Genomic DNA, 13,938 nt, shown 5'->3' with positions numbered 1-13,938 from the left:
ACAATTAACCGTTAGTCCGTTTGACAGAATAAACTTCTGGCACACTCTTAATCTTGTCCACGACCGTGGTCAGCGTCGAGAGATTGGCAATGCCAAAGGACACATGGATATTAGCAAACTTCATATCCTTGGTTGGTTGAGCGTTGACTGTTGAGATATTCTTGGTTGTGTTTGAAAGAACTTGCAGTACATCGTTCAACAGTCCTGTACGGTTGAGGCCATAAATATCGATATGAGCCATATACTCCTTATTTGAGCTAGAGTACTGGTCTTCCCACTCCACATCAAGGAGACGTTGCTCGTAGTTTTCTTGGGCACGCAGGTTCATACAATCCACACGGTGAATAGCTACACCACGACCCTTGGTAATATAACCAACAATATCGTCACCAGGAACAGGATTACAACACTTAGCAATCCGCACTAAGAGGCCTGATGCACCTTCAATGACCACACCACCCTCATGCTTTACCTTGAGGGTTTCTTTATTTTCAACCTTGATCTCGCCACCTTTGACAAGTTCTTCTGCTTCAGCCTTGGCCTTGGCACGTTCTTCCTCACGGCGTTCCTTTTCAGTCAGACGGTTAAAGACGGTAATAGCACCGATTTCTCCAAAACCAATGGCCGCAAAAAGGGATTCTTCTGTCTTGTAGCTAGTCTTTTGCAAAACTTGGTCCATGTGACGCTTGTCCATGAATTTATTAGCTACATAGCCGTTTTCTTGGAACTGAGCCATCAGCATTTCACGACCCTTGTTGACAGATAATTCCTTGTCTTGGTTTTTAAAGAACTGACGAATCTTGTTACGCGCCTTGCTGGTCTTGACCATATTGAGCCAGTCACGGCTTGGCCCAAAGGAGTTGGGGTTGGTGACAATTTCAACCTGATCCCCTGTCTTGAGCTTAGTTGTCAGTGGAACCATACGACCATTGACCTTGGCACCCGTCGCTTTCTCCCCAACTTTTGTATGGATTTCATAGGCAAAGTCAATCGGTCCTGAATCTTTTGGAAGGGAACGGACAGCTCCATCTGGGGTAAAGACGTAAATCTCCTCAGCCAAATAGTTTTCCTTAACTGAATCCACAAATTCCTTAGCATCATCAGCCTGATCTTGGAGCTCCATCATCTCCTTGATCCAGTTCATCCCAATAGCAGATTCCTTGCTGTTAACCTGCCCCTTGATGCCTTTCTTATAAGCCCAGTGAGCCGCAACCCCGTACTCAGCGACCTCGTGCATTTCCTTGGTCCGAATCTGGAATTCGATTGGCCCTTTTGGTCCATAAACAGTCGTATGGATAGACTGATAACCATTGGCCTTGCGGTTAGCGATATAATCTTTAAAGCGACCAGGCATAGGTTTCCAAAGCTCATGCACATAACCAAGCATGGCATAAACATCACTTTGGGTATCCAAAATACAACGAATGGCAATCAGGTCATAGATTTCCTCAAAACGTTTTCTCTTATCCTGCATTTTGCGGAAAATCGAGTAAATATGCTTAGGACGACCGTAAATCTTCCCTTTCAAGTGACGATCCGTCGTATATTCCTCTAATTTTGTAACTACCTCATCCACTAAGGCTTCACGCTCTCTGCGTTTTTCCTTCATCATATGGGTAATCTTGTAAAACTCCGTTGGGTTGAGATAACGGAAAGACAGGTCTTCTAATTCCCATTTGACGCTAGAAATCCCCAAACGGTGGGCAAGTGGGGCATAAATTTCCATGGTTTCTTTGGAAATGCGCTCCTGCTTGTCTTTTCGGAGGTGTTTAAGCGTCCGCATATTGTGCAAGCGGTCAGACAGTTTGACCAAGATAACACGGATGTCCTCAGACATAGCCATGAGCATCTTGCGATGATTTTCAGCCAACTGCTCCTCGTGAGACTTGTACTTAACTTTACCGAGCTTGGTAACTCCATCGACAATCACGCGCACATCAGGACCAAACTCTCTTTCCAAATCATCCAAGGTCGCATCTGTATCTTCCACCACGTCATGCAAGAAACCACAAGCTACTGTCACAGCATCCAGCTTGAGTTTGGCTAAAATACCTGCCACTTGGATAGGGTGAATAATATAAGGCTCACCTGATTTGCGATATTGACCACTATGGCATTCCACCGCGTAGACCAAGGCCTTATGGACAAAATGGACATCCTCTTCCGTTAAATATTCTTTGGTTAAAGCGACAACTTCTTCGCCTGTTAAATTCACTTCTTTCGGCATCTCTACTCTCCAATTCTTCCTACCATTTTATCACTTTTTTAAGAATATGAAAACTAGAAAATTCCCTCTCAATCAATCCACATCTCAAAAAACACTGCCAGATTTCTCTAGCAGTGTTTTAAGTTTCTTTTATCTTAGTAAACCGTTCTTTCAGTTTCTACATCGAAGAAGTGTGCTTTGTTCAAGTCAAATCCAAGTTCAACTGTTGCACCTGTTTGCAAGTAGTCACGAGCATCAACTTTGGCAACAAATTCATCTTTACCAACTTGGCAGTAAAGGTGAGATTCTGAACCAAGCAATTCTGATACTGAGATAGTAGCTTTGACAACTGATTCTGGGAATGTTTCAAGGAAAGCAGGTTCTGCATTCACGTCTTCTGGACGGATACCGAAGATCAATTCTTTACCTTCGTAGCCTTTTTCACGAAGAACTTTCAATGCGCCTTCTGGAACTTTCAAACGGAAACCGTCAGAAACAATTTCGCTACCAACCAATTTCACATTGATGAAGTTCATAGCTGGACTTCCGATGAAGCCTGCTACGAATTTATTAACTGGGTTTTTGTAAACTTCTTGAGGAGTACCGATTTGTTCTACACGTCCGATAGTACCTGTACCAGCAGGGTTTTTAGTTGCTGACATGATAACGATACGGTCTGCCAGTGTCATCGCTTCTGTTTGGTCGTGAGTTACGTAGATAGTTGTAGCTCCGATACGACGGTGGATTTTCGCAATTTCAGCACGCATTGATACACGAAGTTTGGCATCCAAGTTTGACAAAGGTTCGTCCATCAAGAACACTTTTGCATCACGGACGATTGCACGACCCATGGCAACACGTTGACGTTGACCACCTGAAAGGTCAGCAGGTTTACGTTCCAAGAATTCTTTCAAACCAAGGATTGCAGCTGCTTCTTGCACACGTTTGTCGATGTCTTCCTTGCTGTATTTACGCAATTTCAAACCGAAAGCCATGTTGTCATAAACAGTCATGTGTGGGTAAAGAGCGTAGTTTTGGAATACCATGGCGATGTCACGGTCTTTTGGAGCTACGTCGTTGACAACCACACCATCGATAGATGCAGTACCTTCTGTGATGTCTTCAAGACCAGCAATCATACGAAGAGTAGTTGATTTACCACATCCTGAAGGACCTACGAAAACGATAAATTCTTTGTCTTTGATGTCCAGGTTGAAGTCTTCAACTGAGTAGTGTTCGCTGTTTGGATATTTTTTGTAAATATTTTTAAGATTTAATTCTACCATGAGGTGAACTCCTTTTGTCTTTTGATAGTTTTATTATATATGAAAACGCTTTACATTTCTATGGCAAGATGACCAAAAAAATAAAAAAGTTCTGTGCAACTTGCACAAAACTTTAGAGAATATCTGGTAAAATCAATTGATAACACAGAGTCAGGTCAGTCAATTCCTTCAACTGAAGCCCTGTCAATTCTTCCCATTTATCAATCTTGTATTGGAGAGAATTACGGTGCAGATAGAGCTGCTGGGCTGTTTTAGTGAGAACGGCACTATTTTCCCAAAGGGAGAGAATGATTTCCTGAATCTGATCCTGGTCCAAAATCATCTGGTGCAGGCATTCTTTAATGACTCCCAGGTCCACAATTCTTTCCCCTATACTCCAAAGATAGAGCTGAGAAAAAGTATGAACACCTTGGTGACCCTGACGCCACCAAGTCTTGAACAAATCGCGCTCCGCTTTGATTAAGTCTGATAAGGCATGATGTCCTGTCTGAGACCAAACCTGACCTAACATGATTGACAAACGCAATCCAAAGTCATACTCAACTGCTTCAATCGTATCGCTTAAAATAGCTCGTACAGGGGTGTACTTATCTTGTTGAAGCACGAAAACATAATCCTGAGCTCCGACCTGAAGCACCGTCTGACAGTTAGGAAAAAGAGTTCGCATCATGTCTAACCAAGAGGCTAGATTTTCCTGCTGAAAATAGGAAAGATGACAATAAACCAACTGAATCTTTTTAAAAGCTTGTGGTGCCTGTCCCTTCCCCTCAACCAGATAAGAATACCAAGGATTGAGCGAACGAGCCTGCTCCTGCTGGGTTAAAAGGGCAACCAACTGCTTTTCACGCTCGCTGAGCCTAGCTTCCTCCAGCAAAATCCACTGCTGAGAAGCTAAAGGGAGAGTGAGATAGCCCTCTTTCTCTACTGGTTGGTCTGAAATCTGAGCCTCAGGAAACCAGTCTTGTAATTCTTTTGCCATCATGTCCTAGCCTTCCACTTTTTGGATGCACCACGAAATCAAGCTCTCAAGACGTTCCAGATTTTCAGTCATATGGAGATAGCCCATGACTGCTTCAAAACCTGTGGACATACGGTAAGTCACCACATCAGCATTTTTGGCCTTGGTGTGACTATTGGTATTGCGACCACGTTTGTAGATTTCTTCTTCTTTTTCCGTTAGGACCTGCTCCTCCAACATGAGGGAAATCAAACGAGCCTGAGCTTTGGCCGACACATACTTGGTCGCTTCTTGGTGGAGTTTATTGGGCTTGGTCATGCCTTTAAGAATGAGGTGACGGCGAATATACATAGAATACACCGCATCTCCTTCAAAAGCTAACGCAATTCCGTTAATGAGATTGACATCAATCACGTGTCCACCTCACTCCATCCTTGGTGTCAAGGAGTTTAATCCCTTGAGCAGCCAATTGGTCACGGATCTGGTCCGCTGTCGCAAAGTCACGATTGGCACGCGCTTCTTGGCGTTTTTGAATCAAGGATTCGATCTCAGCGTCCAAAACTTCCTCAATAAAGACAATTCCAAAGACTTCCAACATATCTGCAAGAGCTTGCTTGACACTTGTATCATAGTTGCCTGAATTGATCCATTTGGCCATTTCAAAGACTACTGTAATACCGTTGGCAGAGTTGAAATCCTCATCCATAGCAGCTACAAACTTATCTTTAAAGGCCTGTAACTCTTGAGCATCTACAGTTCCAGTAAATGGTTGCTCATAGGTGTTTTTCAGATACTTGAGATTGGTCTCTGCATCACGCACTGCCTTTTCCGTAAAGTTGATAGGCTTACGGTAATGTTGTGTCGCAAAGAAGAATCGAAGCACTTGCCCATCAAGAGTTTTAAGGGCATCATGTACGGTGATAAAGTTACCCAAGGACTTGGACATCTTGACATTATCGATATTGACAAAGCCATTGTGCATCCAGTAGTTGGCAAATGTCTTACCTGTTTTGGCTTCTGACTGGGCAATTTCATTGGTATGGTGAGGAAACTCTAGGTCAGCTCCACCACCGTGAATATCAATGGTGTCGCCCAAAATCTCTGTCGACATGACTGAACACTCGATGTGCCAGCCTGGACGACCAGGTCCCCAAGGACTGTCCCAAGAAATCTCGCCTGATTTGGCAGATTTCCAGAGGGCAAAGTCTACAGGATTTTCCTTACGAGCTGTTTCTTCATCGGTACGACCTGAAGCACCCAGCTCCAAGTCTTCCAAGGTTTTATTGGCCAACTTGGCATAGTTGTGAGATTTTTCCACACGGAAATAGACATCTCCTTGACTCTCGTAGGCAAAGCCTTTTTCAATCAAGTCTTCCACAAAGCGGATGATGTCAGCCATAAACTCCACCACACGAGGGTGGCGAGTCGCAGGTTTCACGCCCAAGGCCGTCACATCCTCACGAAAGGCAGCGATGTACTTGTCCGCAACCTCCTGAGGCGTGATGCCCTCCTCCTTGGCACGGTTGATAATCTTATCATCTACATCTGTAAAATTGGAAATATAGGCAACCTCATACCCACGGTACTCAAAATAGCGACGAACCGTATCAAAAGCTACTGTTGAGCGGGCATTCCCCACGTGGATATAGTTGTACACGGTTGGCCCACAAACATACATCTTGACCTTGCTGTCCTCGATTGGGACAAATTCTCGCAAATCACGAGACATGGTGTCATAGATTTTAATCATAAAATAATAGTCAGGAAAGCCAAAATCCAAGAACACTTAGTTTCATCACTAAGAGTTCAATTAAATTTCAGTCCGAATATCTCTACACTTCGGAATCCCTTGCTCCTTTCTAAAAATAAAAGAAGAATCAAATAAATGTAAGAAAAGGGCTGACAGTCGCCCTTTTACTTTACGACCTACTCAGCCGCATATCACCTTTTAAAAGATTGAAATATCTTACAGCCCAGACGATCTGTGGCTAGCTTCTTTAGCCTGCTCTAGTTTATTGACGTAATACTCTCGTTTTTCTTCAACTTCGTGAATGACCGGCTCATCCTTCTTACCATGTACACGGACAATCTTGGCCGGAATACCGACAACCGTCACATCACTAGGTACGTCTGCCACGACAACTGCTGCTGCACCGACCTTAGCATTTTCGCCGATTTCCACTGGTCCGATAACTTGGGCATGAGCAGATATAAGCGCTCCTTTGCGAACGGTTGGATGGCGTTTGCCACAGTCTTTCCCTGTTCCCCCAAGAGTCACTCCGTGATAAAGGAGAACACCTTTTTCAAGAATAGCTGTCTCCCCAATCACCAAACCAGAGCCATGGTCGATAAAGACACCTGAATCAATCTGGGCGCCTGGATGAATCTCAATCTGAGTCCAAAAGCGCCAGAACTGACTGTGCATACGAGCCAGGAGTTTGAAGCCATGCTTCCAGAGAAAATGCGAGAGACGGTGGGCCGCCAAGGCCTTGACACCTGGATAAGTCAGCAAAACCTCCAAAGTGGTGCGGGCCGCTGGATCATTTTCTTTTACGATATCAATGGTTTCTCGCCACCATCCCATACATTTCTCCTTTTCTTATTCTGAATCTTTTGGTGTTTCTGTAAATTCTTTCTTAGGTTTGTGGTCCTTGTGATGACGTGAGCGGTGAGGACGCTCTGATTTTTCACCTTTTTCATCACGTTCAGGTTTTGGAGGACGAGGTAGAAGAGCTTTCATAGAAGCATCCACACGTCCTTTTTCATCAATCTTGATAACCTTAACATCAACTTCATCCCCGATTGCTACCAAGTCTTCGACATTATTGGTACGCGTCCAAGCCATCTCAGAGATATGAACAAGGGCATCCGTCTTGTCAAAGAGGTTAACAAAGGCACCAAATTTCTCGATACGAACGACTTTAGCACGGTAAACTTCATCCACTTTGGCTTCACGAACCAAACCAGCAATAATTTCTTTGGCACGGTTGATGGCATCTTGGTCGCTAGAGTAGATAGACACATTTCCTTCTTCGTCGATATCAATCTTAACGCCTGTTTCAGCGATAATCTTGTCGATGGTTTCTCCACCCTTACCGATGACAATCTTAATCTTGTCAACATCAATCTTGATGGTATCAATTTTCGGAGCAGTTGGAGCCAATTCTGGACGAACTTCTGGAATGGTTGCTTCAATCACATCAAGTATTTCAAAACGCGCTTTCTTGGCCTGGGCAAGAGCCTCAGTCAAGATTTCTGCAGTGATTCCTTGAATCTTGATATCCATTTGTAGGGCTGTAATCCCGTCACGAGTTCCTGCAACCTTAAAGTCCATGTCTCCAAAGTGGTCTTCCAAACCTTGGATATCTGTCAAGACTGTGTAGTTGTTTCCATCTGAGATGAGACCCATGGCAATCCCTGCTACTGGCGCCTTGATTGGCACACCCCCAGCCATAAGTGCAAGCGTTCCCGCACAGATAGAAGCTTGAGATGAAGAACCATTTGATTCCAAGACCTCAGCTACCAAGCGGATAGCATATGGGAATTCTTCCAAACTTGGCAAGACTTGAGCAAGAGCACGCTCACCAAGGGCACCGTGACCAATTTCACGACGACCTGGCGCACCGTAACGACCTGTTTCCCCTACAGAGTATTGAGGGAAGTTATAGTGGTGCATAAAGCGTTTCTTGTACTCAGGATCCAAACCATCGATGATTTGAGTTTCCCCCATCGGAGCCAAGGTCAAGACAGAAAGGGCCTGAGTTTGCCCACGCGTGAAGAGACCTGAACCGTGCACACGAGGAAGGAAGTCAACAACCGCATCCAAAGGACGGATTTCATCGACCTTACGCCCATCAGGACGCACCTTGTCTTCTGTGATCAAACGGCGCACTTCAGCGTGTTCCATCTGTTCCAAGATTTCAGCCACATCACGCATGATACGGTCAAATTCTTCGTAGTCTGCATATTTTTCTTCGTAAACAGCAGTTACTTGGTCTTTAACTGCTTGAGTCGCAGCTTCACGAGCCAATTTTTCTTCTACTTGAACCGCTTTTTGGAGGTCGCTGTTGTAGGCTGCGATGATTTCAGCTTGCAATTCAGCATCTACATGAAGCAATTCTACTTCTGCTTTTTCCTTACCGACTGCCGCAACGATTTCTTCTTGGAAGGCAATCAATTCTTTGACTGCTTCATGCCCTTTAAGAAGGGCTTCCAACATGATTTCTTCTGACAATTCTTTGGCACCAGACTCAACCATGTTGATAGCGTGTTTGGTACCAGCTACTGTCAATTCAAGAAGCGAACGCTCTGCTTGTTCTTGACTAGGATTTATGATGATTTGGCCATCTACATAGCCCACCTGTACCCCAGCGATTGGTCCGTCAAATGGAATATCTGAGATAGAAAGCGCCAAAGATGAACCAAACATAGCTGCCATTGGTGCAGAGGCATTTTCATCATAAGAAAGCACGGTATTGATGACTTGCACTTCATTACGGAAACCTTCCGCAAACATTGGACGGATTGGACGGTCAATCAAACGCGCTGTCAAAGTCGCATCTGTTGAAGGACGTCCTTCTCGTTTCATAAAGCCACCAGGAAACTTCCCAGCTGCATACATTTTTTCTTCATAGTTGACTTGAAGAGGGAAGAAATCTCCAGTTGCCATTTTCTTAGACATAACGGCAGCAGTCAAGACAGTTGACTCACCGTAACGTACAACAACAGAGCCATTTGCCTGCTTAGCAACCTGACCAGTCTCTACAATTAACTCACGACCCGCAAAAGTCGTTTGAAACACTTGTTTTGTCATTTTAATCCCCTTTGGATTGATGAAATTATACGCCTTGCCTACAAAGATCAAGATACTAAGGACGTCAAAAGCAAAGTAAAAATAGGAAACTGACGAAGTCTTCGATGAAGACAAGACAGTTTATCTTTTTTACACAGCTTTTCGGCCGGGTTCAATTATACAAGATAGCATTCGATTGACGCAGTGTGCGATGCACACTAGGAAATCTATCTTTTTCACTAGGGATTTAGCCCGTGTTCAACTATTTAGATACTTTGAAAAGTTTAAAAATATTATTCTTTAGTATTTTTCCTTTTTATAGCAGATTTGAATAGTTAAAAATCTGTTTATACCCTCATCTTTGTATCAAGTACGTACAGAGTCTATTTTATCATATTTTTCTTAAAAAGTGCGGTCTTTACCATTAAAAAGGAACCATTCCCCTCACCTGAGAAGAATGGTTTGCTTTTTATTATCCTAGAGACTGATGATTAAACAAGGCATGGGTTGCTTGGTGGATGTATTTTGCTGTTTCTGCATTGTTCATAGTGTAGAGATGCACTCCAGCAACATCTTGAGTTACCAAGTCCACGATTTGGTCCACTGCATAGGCAAGTCCTGCTGCTCTGAGCGACTCAGGGTCATGCTCATACTTGTCTAAGATAGCTTTAAATTTACGTGGAATATGGATATTCTCACAAGTCTTCAAGAGGCGAAGAGCTTGATTTCGATTCAGAATTGGCATAATCCCTGCATGAATAGGAACATCAATTCCAGCCAAGATGCACTTGTCTTGGAAATCATAGAAGCGCTCATTGTCAAAGAAAAGCTGAGTTACGAGGCTCGAGCAGCCTGCATCCACTTTCTTCTTGAGATTTTGGATATCTGAAATCTGATTTGGCGAATCTGGATGGCCTTCTGGATAGCAAGCTCCGATAATATCAAAGTGAGGAGCTTGCTCCTTGATGAACTCGATCAAGTCTGTTGCATAACGGAAATCCTTTTGAGGTTCCACATCAGGGATAATATCCCCACGAAGAGCCAAGATTTTCTGCACGCCAACCTTGTCCAAGTCAGCAATAGTTTCAGCCACCTTGTCCTTAGTTAAATAGATGGCTGGCAAGTGAGCAATAGTCGGAATCGCCAAGTCATTTTGGATAAAGTCAGCCAAACGAACCGTCGTTTCCTTGATATTAAATTTATTATTACTGGCAGTTACACTGATAAAGTGAGGAGCCAACTCCTGCATGTCCTGCAAGGCTGAAATAATTTTATCATTACCCACTTCTGGGTTTGGAGGGAACACTTCAAATGAGAGTGACGGTGTTTGGCGTGACATAGTCCTTATCCTTTTCTTTTTGATTTCATTTTGAACAACCGTTATAGGGAGAAATCTAATCTTACAATTTCTCACGCGCAGCTTTAGCTGCTTCAACAAGGCGGATCAAACTTTCTTTTGTTTCTGGAATACCACGTGTTTTCAAACCACAGTCAGGGTTGATCCAAACTTTCTTGCTTGGTACTTTAGCAAGGATGGCTTCGATTGTGTTGTCGATTTCGCCTTCATTTGGCACACGAGGTGAGTGGATATCGTAAACCCCAGGTCCCACTTCAGTTTGGAAGTTTTTCGCTTTGAGTTCGTCCAAGATTTCAAGGTTTGAACGGCTAGCTTCAAAGGAAATAACGTCCGCATCCATGTTGTCGATAGCTGGGATGATATCTGTAAATTCTGAGTAACACATGTGAGTGTGGATTTGTGTATCTGGCGCTACTGTTGAGTGTACCAAGCGGAAGGCAGGAATTGCCCAGTCAAGGTAGTCTTCGTACCAGTCGCTACGACGGAGCGGCAATTTCTCACGAAGAGCAGCCTCATCGATTTGGATGATTTTCACACCAGCAGCTTCAAGGTCAAGCACTTCATCCTTGATAGCAAGAGCGATTTGAAGAGTAGAATCCTTGATAGAGATGTCTTCACGTGGGAATGACCAGTTGAGAATAGTTACTGGTCCAGTCAACATACCTTTAACAGGTTTGTTTGTACGGCTTTGTGCATAGCTAGACCATTTAACAGTGATAGGGTTAAGACGAGTTACATCACCCCAGATGATTGGTGGTTTCACCCCGCGCATACCGTATGATTGTACCCAACCATTTTTAGAGAAGAGGTAACCTGACAAGTTTTGACCGAAGTACTCAACCATGTCATTACGCTCAAATTCACCGTGAACAAGGACATCAAAGTCGATATCTTCTTGCCATTTGATCCATTCGTCAATTGTTTCAGCAAGGAAAGCGTCGTACTCTTCTTGAGACAATTCACCTTTACGGTAAGCCAAACGTTTAGCACGAACTTCTTTAGTTTGAGGGAATGAACCGATCGTTGTTGTTGGAAGAGCTGGAAGTTTGAAAGCTTCTTCCTGGATAGCTTCACGTTCTGCAAAGGCTGGCAAACGAGTGTAGTCTGCGTCTGTCAAGCCAGCGATACGCGCACGAAGTTCCGCATTTTCACCAACACGCTCAGTCGCAAAGAGTTCTTTGTTAGCTGCAAGTGCTTCTTCACCTTGACCATTGCGGATAGCATCCAAATCACGAATCTCATCCAATTTTTCAACTGCAAAGGCAAAGTGGTTCAAGATTGCTGGTTCAAATTCTTCATTAGCAGTTGTAAATGGCACATGAAGAAGTGAGCATGAGCTTGTCAATACAATGTTTTCAGCTGGGATTTGCTCAAGAACGGCCAAGCTCTTTTCGTAGTTGTTGCGCCAGATGTTTTTACCATTGACAATACCTGCATAAAGAGTCTTGTCAGCTGGGAAACCACCTTTAACCAATTCAAGAGTTTTCTTACCTTCAACGAAGTCAAGACCGATAGCATCTACTGGCAAGTTTACAAGGTCAGCGTAAACGTCACGAACATCTCCGAAGTAAGTTTGAAGCAAGACTTCAAGACCTTTTTTGTCAGCCAAAAGCTTGTTGTAGAGGTTCAAGAAGAGAGCTTTTTCTTCAGATGTCAAATCTTTTACAAGAGCAGCTTCGTCGAGTTGGATACGAGTCGCACCAAGTTCAGCCAATTTAGCAAAAACGTCTTGGTAAGCAGCCACTAAGCTGTCTACGAAGTCTTCTGCTTTCACGCCTTCTTCAAAGTCTGACAATTGAAGGAAAGTGAATGGACCTACAAGAACTGGACGAGTGTTCAATCCAAGTTCTTTGGCTTCTTGGAACTCATCAAAGATTTTGTGACCTGCAAGTTTGACTTGAGTGTCTTTTTCAAATTTAGGAACGATGTAGTGGTAGTTGGTGTTGAACCATTTCTTCATTGGAAGGGCGCGAACGTCTCCTTTTTCTCCTTGGTAACCACGACCCAAAGCGAAGTAGCGCTCAAGGTCAGACAAGTCCAAGTTTTGAACTGAAGCAGGTACCACGTTGAAAAGGAAAGCTGCATCTAGGAAGTTGTCATAGTGAGAAAAGTCATTTGATGGGATTTCAGTGATGCCTTTTTCTTTGACAATGTTCCAGTGTTTAGCACGCAAGTCTTTTGCGGCTGCCAAGAGTTCTTCTTCTGAGATTTCTTTTCTAAAGTATTTTTCAGTTGTAAATTTTAATTCGCGGAATTCGCCCAAACGAGGGAAACCGATGATTGTAGTTGACATGATGTGTCCTCCAAAATTTGTTGTTGAAACTATCTTAACAGAAAAGAAATCATCTGTATAATTGTAAAAAATTAGGCTTTGATATAGTTTGAAACTATATCTCTGTTTTAAACAAAGGAAAAAGACCTGAGACAAATGCCTCAAATCCTTTGTGTAGCTTGTTTTATAGCTCAATTTCAGTTAGAATACTCAAACGCGTTATTAGTAATTCTTATAAGTGACTATGGCTTGTTATTAGAAAAGACTATAAGTCAATCCCCTTCTCTCGGAGATTTGCCAGACACTCCTTATAGTAGGCAGCATCGTGCTCCTTGTAAATAGGGCTCGTCAAAGTCTCCTCAGGTAAATCCTCATAAGAAGGACAAATCTTACCACGGTAGTTCTTGTCCAGCCACTCTGGACTGACCTTAAAGCCTCGTTTCACCATCTCCTTCATGATCAAGTCATGATAAGCATAGAGACGATAGGGCGAGTGGGTAAAGACATAGTCCACCGTTGAATGCTTTCTGCCCCAGCCATTGCCACGCAGGGCGCAACACTCTCGATGTTGCCCCAAGAGTTGAGGACGAGGAAGCTGTGAAATCAAAGCCTCATGCCAAAGTCTCATGGGAGTCTCCTTCCAGTAAAGTCGAATGTTGCAAATAGGTATTTGGATAGCAATCAAGCAAGTCTCGAGTCTTAGTAATCAAGTCTTCCTTAGAAGCCTGACCAAAGCGGTAGCAATCCAGCAAGAGCATATAGTCCTTGCGCTCAGCATCTGTCGCTTTCTTTTTGAAATAGCCCCAAATATGCTGAAAGGCATTGCAAACCTGACCCCTATGCTCTGGAATCTGGCAGGCACGGTCAATCATCTCCTGAATCTGACTCACCTCCACCTCTTCATTCTTTAGATACTGACGAATCTCATTGTAAATATTGCTAGAATGGCTCAAAACGAGGTATTTGTTTCTAGCCCAGAGATGTTGGCACTGGGATTTTTGATTAGTTTGTTCCATATTTCTCCTAACTTTCTACTAGTTCCCAAGAAATACGGAAACAAAGTTATT

At 43.5% G+C, this 13,938-nt stretch carries 11 protein-coding genes; all 11 read right to left on the bottom strand.

The features are described from left to right. Positions 1-4 precede the first annotated feature (4 nt). Positions 5-2,227 carry a RelA/SpoT family protein gene (locus B7696_RS07110; protein ID WP_084862970.1) on the bottom strand — a complete coding sequence of 741 codons (2,223 nt, stop codon included), beginning with the start codon at positions 2,225-2,227 and terminating at the stop codon, positions 5-7. Between the two features lie 134 nt (positions 2,228-2,361). Continuing rightward, positions 2,362-3,492: an ABC transporter ATP-binding protein gene (locus B7696_RS07105; protein WP_084862968.1), complete on the bottom strand. Its 1,131-nt coding sequence runs from the start codon at positions 3,490-3,492 to the stop codon at positions 2,362-2,364. Positions 3,493-3,604: 112 nt separating this feature from the next. Beyond that, positions 3,605-4,474: a helix-turn-helix domain-containing protein gene (locus tag B7696_RS07100; protein WP_084862965.1), complete on the bottom strand. Its 870-nt coding sequence runs from the start codon at positions 4,472-4,474 to the stop codon at positions 3,605-3,607. 3 nt (positions 4,475-4,477) lie between these two features. Next, a complete protein-coding gene (locus B7696_RS07095; protein ID WP_000567927.1) occupies positions 4,478-4,864 on the bottom strand; it encodes a Mini-ribonuclease 3 in 387 nt (128 codons plus the stop codon). Then, positions 4,857-6,200, bottom strand: a complete 1,344-nt coding sequence (cysS, locus tag B7696_RS07090; RefSeq protein WP_084862964.1) for a cysteine--tRNA ligase — start codon at positions 6,198-6,200, stop codon at positions 4,857-4,859. The genes B7696_RS07095 and cysS overlap by 8 nt, the downstream gene beginning before the upstream one ends. Before the next feature lie 216 nt (positions 6,201-6,416). Continuing rightward, positions 6,417-7,034, bottom strand: a complete 618-nt coding sequence (gene cysE / locus B7696_RS07080) for a serine O-acetyltransferase (RefSeq protein WP_023947868.1) — start codon at positions 7,032-7,034, stop codon at positions 6,417-6,419. 15 nt (positions 7,035-7,049) lie between these two features. Next, the gene (pnp, locus tag B7696_RS07075) at positions 7,050-9,263 is read right to left on the bottom strand and encodes a polyribonucleotide nucleotidyltransferase (RefSeq protein WP_084862961.1); all 2,214 of its coding nucleotides are present in this window, start codon (positions 9,261-9,263) and stop codon (positions 7,050-7,052) included. A 451-nt stretch (positions 9,264-9,714) separates the two neighbouring features. After that, on the bottom strand, positions 9,715-10,581 hold the full coding sequence (metF, locus tag B7696_RS07070) for a methylenetetrahydrofolate reductase [NAD(P)H] (RefSeq protein ID WP_084862959.1): 867 nt from the start codon (positions 10,579-10,581) through the stop codon (positions 9,715-9,717). Positions 10,582-10,642: 61 nt separating this feature from the next. Then, positions 10,643-12,892: a 5-methyltetrahydropteroyltriglutamate--homocysteine S-methyltransferase gene (gene metE, locus B7696_RS07065; protein ID WP_084862958.1), complete on the bottom strand. Its 2,250-nt coding sequence runs from the start codon at positions 12,890-12,892 to the stop codon at positions 10,643-10,645. 244 nt (positions 12,893-13,136) lie between these two features. Then, positions 13,137-13,499, bottom strand: a complete 363-nt coding sequence (locus B7696_RS07060) for a TIGR02328 family protein (protein ID WP_084862956.1) — start codon at positions 13,497-13,499, stop codon at positions 13,137-13,139. Next, positions 13,483-13,887 carry a YbgA family protein gene (locus B7696_RS07055; RefSeq protein ID WP_084862955.1) on the bottom strand — a complete coding sequence of 135 codons (405 nt, stop codon included), beginning with the start codon at positions 13,885-13,887 and terminating at the stop codon, positions 13,483-13,485. Before B7696_RS07055 ends, B7696_RS07060 begins: the two co-directional genes overlap by 17 nt. Between the last annotated feature and the right edge of the window lie 51 nt (positions 13,888-13,938).

The sequence above is a fragment of the Streptococcus mitis genome (assembly GCF_002096815.1).
Classification (GTDB): Bacteria; Bacillota; Bacilli; order Lactobacillales; family Streptococcaceae; genus Streptococcus; species Streptococcus mitis_AD.
This window is presented reverse-complemented; position numbering and strand designations above follow the sequence as displayed.

Excerpts from the sequence above, each read along its gene's own strand:
- B7696_RS07060 (WP_084862956.1), bottom strand. The coding sequence starts at position 13,499 with ATGAGACTTTGGCATGAGGCTTTGATTTCACAGCTTCCTCGTCCTCAA.
- B7696_RS07100 (WP_084862965.1), bottom strand. The coding sequence starts at position 4,474 with ATGATGGCAAAAGAATTACAAGACTGGTTTCCTGAGGCTCAGATTTCA.
- B7696_RS07110 (WP_084862970.1), bottom strand. The coding sequence starts at position 2,227 with ATGCCGAAAGAAGTGAATTTAACAGGCGAAGAAGTTGTCGCTTTAACC.
- metE (WP_084862958.1), bottom strand. The coding sequence starts at position 12,892 with ATGTCAACTACAATCATCGGTTTCCCTCGTTTGGGCGAATTCCGCGAA.
- B7696_RS07105 (WP_084862968.1), bottom strand. The coding sequence starts at position 3,492 with ATGGTAGAATTAAATCTTAAAAATATTTACAAAAAATATCCAAACAGC.
- cysE (WP_023947868.1), bottom strand. The coding sequence starts at position 7,034 with ATGGGATGGTGGCGAGAAACCATTGATATCGTAAAAGAAAATGATCCA.
- B7696_RS07055 (WP_084862955.1), bottom strand. The coding sequence starts at position 13,887 with ATGGAACAAACTAATCAAAAATCCCAGTGCCAACATCTCTGGGCTAGA.
- metF (WP_084862959.1), bottom strand. The coding sequence starts at position 10,581 with ATGTCACGCCAAACACCGTCACTCTCATTTGAAGTGTTCCCTCCAAAC.
- cysS (WP_084862964.1), bottom strand. The coding sequence starts at position 6,200 with ATGATTAAAATCTATGACACCATGTCTCGTGATTTGCGAGAATTTGTC.
- pnp (WP_084862961.1), bottom strand. The coding sequence starts at position 9,263 with ATGACAAAACAAGTGTTTCAAACGACTTTTGCGGGTCGTGAGTTAATT.